The 14,870-nt window shown below is 56.4% G+C and carries 14 protein-coding genes and 1 pseudogene; 10 read left to right on the top strand and 5 right to left on the bottom strand.

Features of this window, described 5'->3' with window-relative positions; genetic code table 11:
• Positions 1–135 precede the first annotated feature (135 nt).
• Together CFR78_RS04200 and CFR78_RS04195 are read left to right on the top strand one after the other, a co-directional pair.
• Positions 136–1,074 carry an ABC transporter substrate-binding protein gene (locus CFR78_RS04200; protein ID WP_110580990.1) on the top strand — a complete coding sequence of 313 codons (939 nt, stop codon included), beginning with the start codon at positions 136–138 and terminating at the stop codon, positions 1,072–1,074.
• A 24-nt stretch (positions 1,075–1,098) separates the two neighbouring features.
• Positions 1,099–1,554 (top strand): nitrate reductase associated protein, encoded by a 456-nt coding sequence (locus CFR78_RS04195; RefSeq protein WP_007399414.1) that lies wholly within the window; start codon positions 1,099–1,101, stop codon positions 1,552–1,554.
• 200 nt (positions 1,555–1,754) lie between these two features.
• On the opposite strand, the pseudogene CFR78_RS04190 reads toward CFR78_RS04195, so the two are convergent.
• The 3 genes and pseudogenes from CFR78_RS04190 to CFR78_RS15980 all read right to left on the bottom strand — a co-directional run bounded on the left by CFR78_RS04190 (position 1,755) and on the right by CFR78_RS15980 (position 3,265).
• Positions 1,755–2,585 (bottom strand): annotated as a pseudogene (locus CFR78_RS04190) (oxidoreductase).
• A complete protein-coding gene (locus CFR78_RS15985; protein ID WP_146221264.1) occupies positions 2,582–2,938 on the bottom strand; it encodes a carboxylesterase family protein in 357 nt (118 codons plus the stop codon). The pseudogene CFR78_RS04190 and the gene CFR78_RS15985 overlap by 4 nt, the downstream one beginning before the upstream one ends.
• Before the next feature lie 108 nt (positions 2,939–3,046).
• Positions 3,047–3,265 (bottom strand): hypothetical protein, encoded by a 219-nt coding sequence (locus CFR78_RS15980; protein WP_139064306.1) that lies wholly within the window; start codon positions 3,263–3,265, stop codon positions 3,047–3,049.
• 222 nt (positions 3,266–3,487) lie between these two features.
• Here CFR78_RS15980 and CFR78_RS04180 point away from each other — a divergent pair, with 222 nt between their 5' ends.
• From CFR78_RS04180 to CFR78_RS04170, 3 genes are all read left to right on the top strand, one after another.
• The gene (locus CFR78_RS04180; protein WP_240471471.1) at positions 3,488–5,842 is read left to right on the top strand and encodes a TonB-dependent receptor; all 2,355 of its coding nucleotides are present in this window, start codon (positions 3,488–3,490) and stop codon (positions 5,840–5,842) included.
• 35 nt (positions 5,843–5,877) lie between these two features.
• Positions 5,878–6,492, top strand: coding sequence for a flavin reductase (locus CFR78_RS04175; RefSeq protein WP_258365911.1), 615 nt, complete (start codon positions 5,878–5,880; stop codon positions 6,490–6,492).
• A gap of 158 nt (positions 6,493–6,650) precedes the next feature.
• A complete protein-coding gene (locus CFR78_RS04170; protein WP_034932388.1) occupies positions 6,651–7,730 on the top strand; it encodes a TauD/TfdA family dioxygenase in 1,080 nt (359 codons plus the stop codon).
• Positions 7,731–7,770: 40 nt separating this feature from the next.
• Here CFR78_RS04170 and CFR78_RS04165 read toward each other — a convergent pair whose 3' ends face one another.
• Positions 7,771–8,415: a cysteine hydrolase family protein gene (locus CFR78_RS04165; RefSeq protein WP_050800748.1), complete on the bottom strand. Its 645-nt coding sequence runs from the start codon at positions 8,413–8,415 to the stop codon at positions 7,771–7,773.
• A gap of 121 nt (positions 8,416–8,536) precedes the next feature.
• Between CFR78_RS04165 and CFR78_RS04160 the strand changes: the two genes are divergently transcribed.
• On the top strand, positions 8,537–9,559 hold the full coding sequence (locus CFR78_RS04160) for a helix-turn-helix transcriptional regulator (protein WP_258365909.1): 1,023 nt from the start codon (positions 8,537–8,539) through the stop codon (positions 9,557–9,559).
• A 45-nt stretch (positions 9,560–9,604) separates the two neighbouring features.
• On the opposite strand, the gene CFR78_RS04155 is transcribed toward CFR78_RS04160, so the two are convergent.
• The gene (locus tag CFR78_RS04155) at positions 9,605–10,096 is read right to left on the bottom strand and encodes a VOC family protein (protein ID WP_034932386.1); all 492 of its coding nucleotides are present in this window, start codon (positions 10,094–10,096) and stop codon (positions 9,605–9,607) included.
• 275 nt (positions 10,097–10,371) lie between these two features.
• On the opposite strand from CFR78_RS04155, the gene ygiD reads away from it, so the two are divergent.
• From ygiD to CFR78_RS04135, 4 genes are all read left to right on the top strand, one after another.
• Positions 10,372–11,205: a 4,5-DOPA-extradiol-dioxygenase gene (ygiD, locus tag CFR78_RS04150; RefSeq protein WP_034932384.1), complete on the top strand. Its 834-nt coding sequence runs from the start codon at positions 10,372–10,374 to the stop codon at positions 11,203–11,205.
• Between the two features lie 139 nt (positions 11,206–11,344).
• A complete protein-coding gene (locus tag CFR78_RS04145; protein WP_034932382.1) occupies positions 11,345–12,451 on the top strand; it encodes an LLM class flavin-dependent oxidoreductase in 1,107 nt (368 codons plus the stop codon).
• 51 nt (positions 12,452–12,502) lie between these two features.
• Entirely contained in the window at positions 12,503–13,315 is an 813-nt protein-coding gene (locus CFR78_RS04140; protein ID WP_034932380.1) for a TauD/TfdA dioxygenase family protein, read from the top strand.
• Between the two features lie 165 nt (positions 13,316–13,480).
• Positions 13,481–14,605: an aromatic ring-hydroxylating oxygenase subunit alpha gene (locus tag CFR78_RS04135; RefSeq protein ID WP_258365906.1), complete on the top strand. Its 1,125-nt coding sequence runs from the start codon at positions 13,481–13,483 to the stop codon at positions 14,603–14,605.
• Positions 14,606–14,870: the final 265 nt, after the last annotated feature.

The following is a 14,870-nucleotide window of genomic DNA, read 5'->3' as shown; positions in this document are numbered from 1 at the left end:
CGACGCCATCTGGTCCGGGGTTAACCCCGGACCAGATGGCCAACAGCAACGCCGTCAGAAGGGCGGCATAACAACAACCGGGTATAGCTTATCAAGCCCACAAAACTGTCCGAACGGACGGGACCACCTCACATCATGGGCCAGCAGAAAGGGATTTTTGCCCGTCACGGCTTGGAAACCGGGGTCGTCGTCTCTCCATCCTGGGCCAACATAGCCGATGGGCTGGCGTGGAACCGCCTGGATGCCGCCGTCATTTTCGCGCCCCTTGCCATGATGACGGCACTCGGGCGGCGCGGGCACGATACGGGGGTGCGTCCGTTCGGCCGGATCAGCCGGGGCGGCAACACGATCATGCTGCGCGGTACCAATCCGGTCGCGGGCGTATGGAAGGCGGGGTCGCGGGGGCGGCAGGCTTTTGAATGCTGGCGCACGGCTATCGGCCGCAGGCCGCGGATAGCGGTTGTCCATATGTATTCCACCCATCTCCTCATTCTCAGGCGTTTCCTGGAGCGGATTGACGTCAGCATGGAGAACGAAATCGACCTGTCGGTCATGCCGCCGACGGACATGATCACGGCCCTTGCGGAAAATGCGATTGATGGTGGCTGCGTGGGGCCGCCATGGGGAACCGAGGCGGAACAGCTTGGACTGGCATTCCGCGTTGGCGGATCGGCCACCGTTCTGCCCGGCCATATCGAAAAGATTCTTGTGGCATCGGGCCGGCTGCTGTCGTGTGAAACAACGGCCCGGTGCCTGTCAGCCGCAATGCACGAGGCGCTGGCCTTCTGCCAGCAGCCCGGACACCGGGAGGAAATCACACATGTCCTGGCCGCTCCCGTTGCGGATGGCGGCCTGACGTTACCCATGAAGGCAACGCGTGCGATCCTGCCTGGCGGGGATGCGGCTGAATGTCTTGCATTTACCGGCGGCAGTCTCCTGCCATCCGATCTGGACTGGATCATAAGCGACATGATGGCGCTGGGCTGGCTGGACAATGCCGAACACCGGCTGCTGATGCGCTGGATCGGTCCTGAACCTGCCGACCCGACCCGTGCCTGCGCGGGCCCGCTGTAGGGCATGGGGCAGGGAGACGGAAACATGCTGTTCAATTTTGAAATGGATTTTGCCACATCGTTGCGCTGTGTTCCCATGATCGTGCGCATGAAGCTTGATATATGCGGCATAAAGCTCAGCCTGCGTCAGTGGAGCCGTTTCACGCGCGAAGACAGGCATGCACTGGTGGCGCGTTCCATCGATACACGGATGGAGCGGGTGGCGTACCGCGCGTTCCTTCTGCACCTGATCCGGATACGGGCGGGAGACATGGCGGAATTCCTTCCACCAGCCCGGGCTGAAGCATGGCAGCTGCCCGATGGTGTTCCCGATGCCATCAGGCTGAAAGCGGAAACGGACGGGCTGAGGCCCCCCACACCGGAGCAATGGCGGCATCTGTCCTCACTCCAGCGTTTCGCCCTTGTCAAGCTGACGCGGCGGGGTCATGAAAACCAGAATTTCGGACCGGCCCTGCGGGAATTTCTTGATGGAAACGGATAACGGGGGCAATGGCCGCCAATCCGGATGCCCGTTTTCCGGATGATGGGGTTTATTGAAATCCGTCATGCCGGTTACGGGACGCGCCGGTCTGCCCGGCGCTGTGTCATCAAAACCCACAACCGATACATCTTCGGGCACGCGCGCGGTCTGGATATTATATCAGGCTATCCGGGATGAGATATGCGCGGGAGGAAGTCTTTTTATCCATCTGCGGTCGTGGTCAGGGACAGTTCACGCCAGGCGTCGATGTCGGTCTGGAGTGCTTCCCGTGCAATGTCCGCATAATGCAGCGCATCTTCCCCAAGCAGTAGATGCAGTGGCGGGTCTGGCGTATCCAGTGCCAGCAGGATTGCCGCCGCGGCGCGATCCGGGTCCCCTTTTTCGTGGCCTGGTGCCGATGTCAGGATGCGCCGTGCCTCGTGTGCCCCGCCGTCGTAATCTTTAATATCACCCTCTGCCAGAACAAGGGAGTGACCGGCGAAATCGGTCCGCATCCCGCCGGGTGCCACATTCATGACCCTGATCCCCAGTGGCGTCACTTCCTGCGCCAGTGTCTGGCCGATGCATTCCAGGGCATATTTGCTGGCCCCATAAATTGCAGTGCCGCTCCAGGGTGCGAGACCGCTGACAGACGTGATATTGATGATGTAACCTGCCCGCCGCGCGCGCATGAAGGGCAGCACCGCCTGGATCATGGCGATTGCACCGAACAGGTTGACATCAAAAAGCGCCCGGGCCTAGTCGAGACTGGTTTCTTCCAGTGCACCGACCAGACCATAACCGGCATTGTTGACAAGGCGATCAATGCCACCGGTTTGTACTTCCGCCCCGTTCACAACGCGATGGATCGCCGCCGGATCACGCAGGTCGAGCAGAAACCCGAATGCCCGGCCGGGCGCCAGGGCTTCGAATGCGGTGCATGCCCTTTCATCACGTAGCGTTCCGCATACGGTATCACCCCGTGCCAGCGCCGCGGCAGCCAGGGCGCGGCCAAGCCCGCGCCCCGCGCCTGTTATCAGCCAGTTTGTCACCACGTCTCTCCTATGTGTGGATGGGGCGCCGCGAATGGCACCCCCAGAAAACTGTCCACCCCTTTATCGCGCGAGCCTTTGATGATGCCGGATTGAGTCCGGACAAGTGGACCAGAAAACGTTTTTCCATAACCTGAAGACAGGATAACCGTCCCCAGAAGCATTGCCATGGTGATCTGTGGTATTTTCCTGTTCCTGCCTGCGATTGCCCGGTCGCGCCTTCTGTCAGGCAGGACATGCTTTGTGAGAGTGTTTATGCCGTTCTTCCACCAGGCTTTCGTGACTTCCCGAATGGACTTCTGGAAACAGGCCGTCAGGGCTATTACGCATACGCAGGAAAGACGCGTGCTCATGTGACGATTCCTCCGGGATGCACGGTGGAAAATCCTGATCCGTGATCACAATGCGATACCGACCGGATACCGGGCGACAGGAGAGAGGATATTACAATATCACTACGATCAGTAATTGCCTTGATTGACTGAAAAAATTGTACGAACAGGAGAGATACAGGCCATGATCAGCCAGTCCTGCCGCGTGCCGTTGCCCGAATGATTTTTAACCAGCAACAATCCGGGCGCATGGAATGCCAGATTCATGCAAAAATGATCTGCTTGCATTGCATTTCTCATCATTTTCCATGAAACAGGACAATATTGTCCAACCTGTTCAATTCCCATTCATAACCGGTCGGGCTGGCGATGGAGGGCTGTCTTTTCGTACAATTTTTTGGGTCATCCGTGCATAGATATTCGTTACGAATGCGTACAACAATGGTTCCGTAAAGCCGTCCTTGCCTGGATATATGGACAAGTGAGCGGATCTCAATTCCTGGGATCGCACCATGCGATCACGCACAATAAATCTGATTTTTTCATATGATGTTTGGGCGGACGGCGAATATGATCAAGATTTGTTCTTCTCAGCGCCTGTTGCTGGGTGTTTCCGTTTTGTCGGTATTTTGTTATTCAGTAGCGCACGATGCTTACGGGCAAGGCACTCATGCCGCACCTGTAGTAAAGCCGAATGGCAAACATTTGGCATCCAGGGCCGCGCAGGATCAGAATGTCGGGAAACAGAAGGCGGAACAGCTGCTGGTAACATCCAGCAGGGTTGAGCGTATGGTACAGAAGACACCTACGTCCGTAACCCTGCTTTCTGGAAAGACCCTTGATCAATCAAATATTGTATCTCTCTCAGGGTTGAATGGGTCAGTTCCGGGACTGAATGTCAGCCAGACGGCCGGTTACCAGACCAATATTACAATTCGTGGTGTCGGCATGCAGACGCCGGAAAATACCCTTAACACGTCTACCGGCGTGGCATTCTATGTCGATGGTGTTTATATCGCCAATTCCATTTCACTGGACCAGACCCTGTTTGATGTAGATAACGTGAATGTCCTGCGTGGGCCGCAGGGAACGGTCTATGGCCAGAGTGCGCCCGGTGGTGCGATCATCCTGAATACGAACCAGCCCAAATTTGACCGGATCAGCGGGCATGTCGAAGCGACGGGCGGTAATTACAATCTGTCGCGCGGCCGGGTCGAACTGAATGTGCCCATTACCAGGACCCTGGCCATTCGTGGATCGTTCCAGAAATTTGATCACGATGGGTTTGCACATACGTCTTCCCCTTATATTGGTCATTATCAGCTGGATGACCAGCACGACATAAGCGGGAAGCTTGCCATCAAATGGCAGCCGATCGATAATTTTAGCGCAACCCTGACGGGCCAGTGGTATGGCGCCTATCCCAATGGTCCGGAACAGAAGAACATAAACGACCCGATCTCCAATCCGCGTATTGTCAGTCAGGATTATCCGACCAAGTACAATCTTCACACATCGTTCTATCATCTGAATCTGGAGTGGGATCTGCCATGGGCAACCCTGACATCGGTTACGGCAACACAGCATGTGAACAGTATTTACCAGTATGATAGCGGGCGCCTGAATTTTGCCGATCTGGGCAAATATGATTATGATGCCAAGAACAACAATTCCCTTAACAACTATTCTGAAACGATTGCCCTGCGTTCCAGGGCAGGCAGGCGTCTGGACTGGACGGTGGGCCTGTATGTCATGGGGCAGCGCGGGCATCAGCTTGTGACCGAATATGAAGGCACGATGGCAATCGATCCCGTTATTTCCGTGCCGGCCAATGTGGTGTCCAACCCGCAGTCCAATCTTGCGTATGGCGATCAGGAAACAGCAAACCGTTTTGCCATCCAGCCGTATTTCCAGGTTGGATACCGCATTACGAAAAAGCTCCATATAAATGGTGGGGTGCGTTATAATTATGATCGATACAATGCATCGAACATTTACTTTTCCGCATATGGTGGGTCCCAGAGCAATCATACCTATTCCACATCCATTCCCACATGGAAGGCGGAACTGGATTATGATGTCGATCCGGACAAGATGGTGTATTTCAGCATTGCAACGGGATACAAGCCGGGCGGTGTTAACGGGAATGATAACGCAAAAATCATAAAATATAATTTCCAAGCCGAACAGAATATGAATTTCGAAATTGGGGCCAAGAACTGGTTTCTCAACAGGACATTCATGTTCAATGCATCGGCATTCTTTTCCGATTATAAAAACATGCAGTATATCGCCAATGATCCGTATCCATATGCCTACGGGGTCGCGAACCTGCCCAAGGCGCATATGTACGGGATCGAGGGAGAAGCCGCCTATCTCATGTTTCATGGCCGTCTGCGCCTTGAGGGTAACCTGACATTGGAGGATGGTCAGATTGTAGGCCATCCTTCTGCAATCGATGCGGCTGCCCTGTCCCAGGTCTATGCAACCGCACCGGCGTGTGGCTATGGCGGGTCTTACTATAATCCGGCCTGCTGGTCAGCCGCTGCCGCGGCGGCGACCAACCTGCATGGTAACAAACCACCAGGACTGGTGTCGGTCCAGGGTTCCCTTTCGGCATCTTATCTATGGAACGTACCGTACGGTAAACTGCTGACAAAAGTACAGTATATCTATCGTGGACCCTATGAGGCACGGATATTCAATAACCCGGCCTATGATCATGTTCCCTCGTATAACCTCTTCAATTTCTACATGGATTACAAACCCAATCGTCTTCCCATGGATTTCTCGCTTGCCTGCAGTAACCTGACAAACATGGCGGGTGTGAACTCCCGCTATACGGACCCGTATGGCACGAACCAGACAAGCATCCAGTATATCGCGCCGCGTCAGATCATGGGTACGGTCTCTTACGATTTCTGAGCGCGCGTCTGGAAACAGCGCGCCGGTAAGCATTCATGGAAATTGCCCGATGCTACCCTTCCCGGAGAGGTTATAAAAACCAGAAACTTCCTTGCGGCCCGCAGGATATCTGCAGGCGCCCGTTTCGAACGGTCTTTGCTGGAGAGAACAAGATCATGTTGGATCAGGCTAAGTTCCGTGAAGGCATGGCGTGGCTGGCGGCATCGGTCAACATCATTACGACCGATGGAGCAGCGGGGCGGCATGGTTTTACGGCTTCGGCTGTATGCAGTGTAAGCGATACACCGCCCACCCTTCTGGTATGCATGAACAGGAATGTGCGTTCTTATGCTGCTTTTGTGCGGAATGGCGTATTATGTGTCAATGTGCTGTCCGGCGGCCATCGGGTGCTGTCACGGCTGTTTTCCAGCAGCCAGGCATCCAGTGATGAACGTTTTGGTTCTGCGGCCTGGTCGGTCCTGAAAACCGGTGCGCCGGTGCTGGACGGGTGTGTCGTCAATTTTGATGCCTCCATCAGCCAGGTTCTGGATGCGGGAACACATGACATTCTGATGTGCCGGGTTGAAGCCGTCCGTCTGGATCACGCGCGTGGGGGACTTGTCTGGTTCGGGCGTGCCTATCACGACCTGTGTACTGGAACCGCGCCGTAAGCGATGTGGAGAACATCCAGTCAATCCATATGCCGGCATGGACAAGAACCGGTTTATGAGAAAGCCTATGCTGCGCTGCTGTCGGTCCTGGCTGGTGCCATGTGCCGAGCATTGCCATCGCGGGACCTGAGCCCGCCAATATATGACGAGGACAGACCATGAGTGTATCGACCGTCCCCAAACCTGTAACCGGCCCGGCCGCATGGCGGGGTGATGGACTGGGCCAGTCGCAGGAATGGGTGTTCCAGCTTTCTCCCGGGCAGGTGACGGAACTGGAAACACTGGGTGAGCGCTTCATGCGTGACGATCCTGACCTGCGCACGGTCCAGGCTACGGATTACCCCCTGGTGGCTACAGCCGATGCCGTGCAGGCATGGAGGCGGGATGTTGACTGCGGTCGGGGCTTCGTGCTGGTGCGCGGGTTGCGTACCGATCTTTATTCCGATGCCCTGTCCGCCGCGATCTATTACATTCTCGGGCTGCACATGGGTGAACCCATCCGGCAGAATGAACATGGTGATCTGGTCGATCATGTCTATGCCACATCGGACAAGACGATGGACGATCCGACTGCACTGTCCTCAAAGGTGCGCGATCAGCTGGTCTATCACTCGGACAGTTCGGATGTCGTATCCCTGATGTGCCTGCGGCCCGCACGGGCGGGCGGTGCGTCCTGCCTTGTGTCGGGAGCGGAGATTTACAACGAAATCCTGCGACGCAGGCCCGATCTGGCGCCCCTGCTGTTCGAACCGTTTTACTGGGACTGGAAACGGCAGGATCATGAGGCACCCGGCAATACTTACACTTCGCCGATTGTCAGCATCGTCGACGGTGTATTCAGCATGTATGCTGGTGCCCTGTATATTTTCACGGCCCAGGATTACCCGGAAGTTCCGCGTCTGACACCCCGGCAGGTGGAGGTGCTCGAACTGTTCGATGCGATCACATATGAACCGGGCATGGCCATTGAAATGGACTTCCGCCCCGGTGATATCCAGTGGCTGTCCAATTACGCGGCGCTGCATGCGCGTACGGGGTTTACCGATTATCCGGAACCACAGCGGCGGAGGCACCTGCTGCGGTTATGGCTCAGCCGCAAGGGAGAACGGCCGGTGGTTGAGGGATTTGGCAAGAATGCCGTCGTGCAGCCCCGTGCAGCTGCAAGGGACCCATCAGTGCAAACGGATAACAATCATTTCCACATTCGTGTTGCCGCAGTGCCACGGCTGATTTCGTGATGAAAAGATAAAAAGGGAGGCGGGTCCTCCCTTTTTTTGATCAGGTCCATGCCCGCAGGACATCATGTGTGCTGATCGGCAGCGCACACTGGCCGGACAGGGCGCCAAGGGATGCTTCATGCGCGGCCATCCCGTAATCGGCGCAGGCATCCTTGACGATAAAAATATTGAAATCCCGATGAAAGCCATCACGGGCGGTCGATTCAACGCAGCAGTTGGTGGAAAACCCCGTCAGGACCAGTGTATCGATACCACGGCCCTTTAATATGTCTTCCAGGTTCGTTCCGTAGAAGCATGAGTAAAGCCGTTTCTGTATTTCAATCTCACCCCTTTCGGGCTGGACCTGATGATATGCGGCGCCCCAGGTATCCTTACGGCAGATGGCAATTGAATCCGGGTCCTGGCCAGTGCGCCGGGCAAGCAGTTTCTGGGCCCTGGTATCGGTTTCCGGCGTTGTAATGACGCGTGCGAATATGACTGGTGTTCCCGCCGACCGGGCGGCGGCGATCAGGGCATGGATATTGTCCAGGGCAGGGGCAATGGCTGACATGTCAACCCCGGCGCGGCCGATGGCCCCAGCGGGGGCGGCGAAATCGTTCTGCACGTCAATAACCAGTAATGCGGTGCGGCCTGTATCAAGCATGCTGCCGGTTTCGGGCAGGGGCAGTTGGGGGGCGGTGCTCATTATTATTTCCTTTTCGTTATGATTTGCTGTAGCATTTTCCATATTCACCATCCTGGCGGTTTCGGGTCGTGGGGCGGTGGTGTGGCGTAGCCCAGCGCATAATTCCGGTTCCGGGACAATCATGGAGGGACAGATGCAGGCATGGAAGTTCAATCTGGCGCAGCAGCCGGATCAGGACCCCGCCACCTTGTGGCAGGAAGTCATGGCGCGGCTGTTTCTTCCTGCCGCGCGTCCTCTGGAGCCACAGACCGGTTTTTTTGGCAGTGCGACCCGGCTTGTCTCGCCCCTGGGTATCGAACTGACGCGCCTGACATCCGCCCCGCAGCAGATTGCGGGGCGTTACGTCAGGCAGTCGGATGGCATATGGCTGGCCCAGATTCTGGATGGGCATGGTACCCTTGCCACAAGCATGGGTGACATTGCCCTCAGGACAGGCGATGTCGCCTTCGGTCCGGTTGCAACCCATACGGTACTGACCCTGCCGGTGGAATTTTCGTTGCTGTATGTGCGCCTGCCGCGTCTGGTGCTGCATCCACGCCTGCTTGGTCCAATGCCCGTGCGGGTGGGCATGCTGACAAATACACAGGGCATACAGCAGGTTTTCAGTGATACCCTGTGTTCCCTGGGGCGGGCGCTGGATCATCTGACCCTGCCGCAGCTGCGGGCGGTTGAACTGGTCCTGTCTGAACTCCTTATTTCCAGCGTACTGAGTGATGAGGCCTCCAGCCTTGGGTCTTCGGCTTCCAGCCGGCGTATCGCGCTGTTCCACCGTCTGTGCCAGACAGTGGAAGCGGAACTGGCGGATCCTGATCTGAACGTGCAGAAAATAGCCAAGCTGCAGGGTATTTCCAGCCGTACGCTGCAAAAGCTGTTCTCCATGGCCGGGCGCAGTTTCAGTCAGTATATCCGCATGCGTCGGCTGGAACGGTGCCGGGGTGATCTTGCCAGTCCGCTGTACACACATCTGTCCATTTCCGAAATATGCTTCCGATGGGGCTTCAATGACGCTGCACATTTCAGCAGGACATTCCGGCAGAGTTACGACATGACACCGCGTGAATGGCGTAATGCCAATCACGCGGCGGTTGATGATAAGCTTAACGCCCATCCTGTCATGCCCGCAGCCGTATCTCTTGCGAGATGAGTATTCCGGCTGGCCGGGTGCTGCGCTTTCCCGTGTAACCGGCTTCTATTCGCGCGTGTAGCCGTCCGGAATGCGCGGTTCCGGTCCAGCCTTCCCCCACAGTACGATCTCGTTATTCCACGGATCGCGGAAGGCATGGTTGTATCCGTTGAATTCCTTCCAGTAATGATCGCGCCACAGTATTGTGGCCCCCTTTTCTTTCGCTGTTGCCAGTATGCGTTCGGGTGTATCGTCGTCGCTGATCAGAATCCAGACCCGTGCCTTGCGTCCTGTATCGGCCAGTGTGCGTGGGTCCGACCCTTCCGGCAGCGGGTAGGGGCGTGCATTTGCCGCGCGGTATATGCCGATATGCAGGTTGCCAATGGTGCTGTCCGTACCATCCTTGTTGCGGAACTGGCCCCCGGGAATCATGCGGTGATAGACCCCTTCGGGCCGCGGATCGTTTACCCATCCGAATACTTCAGCATAGAATTTGGCTGCGGCTGATGGATCATCGGCAGCAAGATCAACAAAAATCAGGGTATTGGGATAGGCCATCGCGGATATTTCCTTCAGTGGTTCGTCATGACTGCCTGCAACGACCTGTTACGTTGCACCATGTTCCCGGTGGCAGGAGAGGGGGCATGCCTTATCGCGCAGCCGGGAATCGAATTATCTTACAGACTGGCGACCAGGGCAGACTTGTCTGAATATGCGTGACGATTAGACCCAGCAGGAACAAATGCATGAAGGGTATGGACAAAACATGCAGCATGAATTTGGCTTGTTATTGAAACGACGGGGCGTTCAAACCCGGTGAAAGGATATGCACGATGCGTATGCCAGTCCTATTTTTTGGCCATGGTAGCCCGATGATTGCGCTGCAAACCAATGATGTGACGCGGCGCTGGGCTGAAATTGCCCATGAAGTCGATACCAAATATGCGCGTCCGCGCGCGATCCTGTGCATTTCCGCGCATTGGCTGACACGTGGCGCTGCGGTGACGGCAATGGAAACGCCCCCGACCATTCATGATTTTGGCCGCTTTCCGCAGGCATTGTTCGATATCCAGTACCCGGCTCCTGGAAGCCCGGCTTTGGCCGAGAGGGTCAGCCAGTTGCTCAGCCCTGAACCGGTCATGCTGGACCATGGCGATTGGGGACTGGACCATGGCACATGGTCCGTACTGGTCAAGGCATATCCGCAGGCTGACATACCGGTTGTGCAGCTGGGTATGGATGCCACCCGTCCACCGCAGTGGCATTACGAGATGGGTATACGCCTGCGTCAGCTGCGCGATGAGGGCGTACTCATTATCGGGACGGGCAACATTGTCCATAACCTGCCCCGCATGGACTGGAACAACCAGCATGTGCGGCCCTATGAATGGGCGGCACGTTTCAATGATTATATCCATGATGCGATCGTGGCGGACCGCCTGCGGGATGTCGTGAACTTCATGGAACTGGGTGAGGCGGCGCGCCAGTCGGTGCCAAGCCCGGACCATTTCTGGCCGCTTCTTTACGTGCTGGGTACGCGTGAGCCTGATGATCAGGTGACATTTGGCCCTGATCATATCGAGCATGGTTCACTCAGCATGACGAGCATTGCCTTCTGGCCGGGGATGGCTGCCGGTAAGGCGCCCCCACATGATGTGAATGCGTGAAAATCATAGTAATGATCTAATGGTCAGGCGTTAACAAACAAGAATTACGGTTATTTATCTGTCTATGTATTCGGGGTGCCGGTTTTGTAAAAACCATTCTATTCCGCCCTGAAATCGGTTGCAGTCGAGGATTTCCATAATGAACCCTTTTGTTTCTCCTGTTTTTGACCTTCCATCCGAACGGGGCGGGAAGGATTTCGGTATTTTCATGCCGATTGCCAATGGCGGGTGGATCCTGTCCGAAACCGCACCCAAAATTGATGGCTCATACGAATATAACCGCAAGGCAGCCCTGCTGGCGGAAGAGATCGGGCTGGACTTCATCATGTCCATGGCAAAATTCCGTGGGTATGGGGGCGTGACCCAGCACTGGAACACATCACTGGACAGTCTGGTGCTGATGTCCGCGCTGGCGGCGCAGACCAGCCGGGTCAAGGTCTGGACCACCTTCCATACCATGCTGCAAAATCCGGCCGTGGCGGCAAAGATGATTGCAACTCTGGATCAGGTCAGCCATGGCCGTGCCGGCCTGAATGTTGTGCCCGGTTCATACAAGGGCGAATTCGAGCAGATGGGGGCCTGGCCCGAAGGCATGGGTCATGATGAGCGGTACGACCTGGCTACCGAATGGCTGCGCGCGGTAAAGGCATTGTGGAGCGAACCATCGGTGACCATGAAGGGAAAGTATTTTCATCTTGATGACTGTGAATCCTACCCGAAACCGATACAGAAGCCACGTCCCTTTATTGTTGCCGCCGGAATGTCCGAACGGGGCATGCGGTTCAGCGTTGAGGAAACGGATGCCATCTTCATCGGTGGCCGGGATGATGCCGAGATGCGGGCGGTCAGCCTGAAGGCCAAGAGCATGGCAAAAGCCGCCGGCCGGCGGTTACGTACCTACGCCATGCAGATTCTGATCATCGAGGAAACGGATGAGGAGGCGCAGGCGCTGGTGGATCATATCCGGCAGGGGTTTGATGAACAGGCCTTCTACGGCATGATGCGTTCCTACGGCATGATCGATGCGGAAATCGGCAAGGAAAATGCCATGACAAGCCGTGCGCGTTCCGGCTTCATGGCGCCGTTTACGGCCGGCAGTCCCGCAACGGTGTGCGAACAGATCAGCGCCAAGATCGAAAATGCCGACCTTGATGGTCTGATGCTGATTTTCCCGGATTATGAAAGCGGGTTGCGCAAACTGTCGCAGTCGGTCCTGCCAGCCCTGCGCGCCCGTTTTTCCGGCTGAGCAGGATGTGGACCATGATGGAAGAAAAGGTTGCAGGAGGATACGTCAGCCATGAATGCTGCTGATATACAGATACGGCCCCTGACCTGCAGGATCGGTGCGGAGATCAGCGGGGTGGACCTGTTCCGTTCCATTGATGCCGATGTGTTCAGGATACTGCATGATGCATTGATGGAGCATCTTGTAATTTTCTTTCGGGACCAGGACATAACGCATGAAGATCACCTGCGCTTCGGGCGCCTGTTTGGCGATCTTGCGATACATAGTGGCGTGGCCGGCCTGCCTGATTATCCGGAAATCGTGGCCATCCATGCCGATGGCAGGTCAAAATTCGTGGCGGGTGAGAACTGGCATTCCGACCTGAGCTGTAATGAATGCCCCCCCATGGGCAGCATCCTGTATCTGCCTGTCGTGCCGGAAATCGGGGGGGATACCCTGTTTTCAAATATGTACAGCGCTTATGAAGCGTTATCGCCGCGCATGAAGGATCTGCTGACCGGGCTGACCGCGACCCATGACGGGGAACATGTCTATCGGCCCATTGTCAATGATCCTACCAGGAGATTTCCGTGCAACAGCCATCCCGTTATCCGCACGCATCCGGTTACGGGAAAAAAGTGCCTGTATGTCAATTCATCCTATACCACGCGCATCGACCAGCTTCCCAAGGGGGAAAGTGATGCCCTGCTGCAGTTCCTTTACGTGCACTGCATGAATCCGAACTTCCAGGTCCGGTTTCGCTGGCAGCCACGTTCCGTTGCCTTTTGGGACAATCGCTGCACGCAGCATCAGGCTGTATGGGATTACTTCCCCCAGACCCGCTCAGGCTTCCGGGTCACGATTGCGGGTGACAGACCGTTCTGATCAGCGCGCGTTCCGCGCCGGAACATGTGATGGTGCGGGATGGGTGCCTTAATCTCCCCATTACTGAATGGCCCAAGGGGACATGCCATGGATCAAGATAATAAACCTTCGTTCTGCAACGAATCTTTTATGGACAGTCTCGAGAGTTCCATACTGCCAACGGAAATGGCCGAGAGCCTACCCCCCCTATGCTATGTTGATAAAAGTTTCTACGAATTCGAGAAGAAGGCCATTTTTGATCATGAATGGCTTTGTGTCGGCCGGGAGTCATGGCTTGATGAAGCCGGTGAATACTTTACGACCACAATCGTAGGTGAACCGATCCTGGTGACGCGCGGGCGTGATGGCGTGCTGCGTGCCATGTCCAGCGTCTGCCAGCATCGTGGCATGCTGGTGGCGGAAGGGCATGGCAGGAAGCGTTCCTTTGTCTGTCCTTACCATCACTGGACCTATGGGCTGGACGGGCAGCTTGTCGCGGCACCCGCAATGGAAAAAACCTGCGGATTTGACAAGGCATCCGCGTCACTCCCTGCTTTTCAGGTCGAGGTATGGGAAGGGTTCATCTTCATCAATTTCGACCCGGATGCCCCCCCGCTTGCTCCACGCCTGGGCGCGGTAAGTGAAGTGGTGCGGAATTACCGCCTGGCAGAGGCCGAAGGACCACGCCCCGGGGAGCCATTACATTATCCCTGGAACTGGAAGGTCATGTTCGAGAACAATAATGATGGCTACCACGCCAATAAACTGCATCATGGCGTGCTGCATGATTTTGTTCCCAGTGAACTGGCGGCCTTCCCGACCCTGCCGGAAGATACGGCCGGCTATTACCGGACCAATGGTACCCTGCATGCGGATGCAAGCTTTAATGCAACGCAAAAGGCGGTCCTGCCGCTGTTTCCCGATCTGGACATGGCGGGACGCAGCCAGATGGTTTTTGCCAATCTGCCGCCCACCCTGTCGCTTGTCCTGACCAGTGACATGGTCATCTACATGATCCTGCGGGCTGATGGACCCGAAAGCCATTATCTGGACCAGGGCGTACTCGTGGCACCCGGGGCAATGGCCGATCCGGCGTTTTCCTACAAAATGGCCATGAACATGCAGGCTGCCTCGGATATCATCGCACAGGACCTGCATGTTGATGAACTGGTGCAGGAAGGATTGCGCTCACGCTTCGCGCCACGCGGGCGCTATTCCTGGCAGGAAGGGGCGCAACGGGTCTTCAACTGCTGGCTGGTGCCCCGTTATCGCGCTCAATGGCAGCGGCAGCGTGCGCAACAGTCTCCGTAAAGCCTGTCTGGACCATGGGGGCACGATCGGCCCCATGGTCACGTCATCCTGCCCGGGGTTGTCCAACCCGGCAGATGAGTCCGGGATGCCGCGTTGGCCCATGCGGCGCCCGCGTCAGAGGAATGGCTGTATGAAGCAGCACATTCGCGCCTGCCCGGTGGAACAGTGGTCTTTCATGCAATGGCGTGTATCGGGGGCAGCGGCATGCCTGGCCCGTTCCTGACCGCAGGGGTCAGGACGTCCAGCAGGGTCCGGCCCCCGGTAT

Origin of the sequence: Komagataeibacter rhaeticus, assembly GCF_003207855.1 — a bacterium.
In the GTDB taxonomy this organism is placed as follows: domain Bacteria; phylum Pseudomonadota; class Alphaproteobacteria; order Acetobacterales; family Acetobacteraceae; genus Komagataeibacter; species Komagataeibacter rhaeticus.
Note: the sequence above shows the minus strand (reverse complement) of the source record. Positions and strands in the feature narration are given on the sequence as shown.

Coding starts and splice junctions, on each gene's coding strand:
- CFR78_RS04140 (WP_034932380.1), top strand. CDS start 12,503: ATGAATGCTGCTGATATACAGATACGGCCCCTGACCTGCAGGATCGGT.
- CFR78_RS04195 (WP_007399414.1), top strand. CDS start 1,099: ATGCTGTTCAATTTTGAAATGGATTTTGCCACATCGTTGCGCTGTGTT.
- CFR78_RS15980 (WP_139064306.1), bottom strand. CDS start 3,265: ATGGGAATTGAACAGGTTGGACAATATTGTCCTGTTTCATGGAAAATG.
- ygiD (WP_034932384.1), top strand. CDS start 10,372: ATGCGTATGCCAGTCCTATTTTTTGGCCATGGTAGCCCGATGATTGCG.
- CFR78_RS15985 (WP_146221264.1), bottom strand. CDS start 2,938: ATGAGCACGCGTCTTTCCTGCGTATGCGTAATAGCCCTGACGGCCTGT.
- CFR78_RS04170 (WP_034932388.1), top strand. CDS start 6,651: ATGAGTGTATCGACCGTCCCCAAACCTGTAACCGGCCCGGCCGCATGG.
- CFR78_RS04145 (WP_034932382.1), top strand. CDS start 11,345: ATGAACCCTTTTGTTTCTCCTGTTTTTGACCTTCCATCCGAACGGGGC.
- CFR78_RS04175 (WP_258365911.1), top strand. CDS start 5,878: ATGGAAATTGCCCGATGCTACCCTTCCCGGAGAGGTTATAAAAACCAG.
- CFR78_RS04180 (WP_240471471.1), top strand. CDS start 3,488: ATGATCAAGATTTGTTCTTCTCAGCGCCTGTTGCTGGGTGTTTCCGTT.
- CFR78_RS04155 (WP_034932386.1), bottom strand. CDS start 10,096: ATGGCCTATCCCAATACCCTGATTTTTGTTGATCTTGCTGCCGATGAT.
- CFR78_RS04200 (WP_110580990.1), top strand. CDS start 136: ATGGGCCAGCAGAAAGGGATTTTTGCCCGTCACGGCTTGGAAACCGGG.
- CFR78_RS04160 (WP_258365909.1), top strand. CDS start 8,537: ATGGAGGGACAGATGCAGGCATGGAAGTTCAATCTGGCGCAGCAGCCG.
- CFR78_RS04135 (WP_258365906.1), top strand. CDS start 13,481: ATGGCCGAGAGCCTACCCCCCCTATGCTATGTTGATAAAAGTTTCTAC.
- CFR78_RS04165 (WP_050800748.1), bottom strand. CDS start 8,415: ATGAGCACCGCCCCCCAACTGCCCCTGCCCGAAACCGGCAGCATGCTT.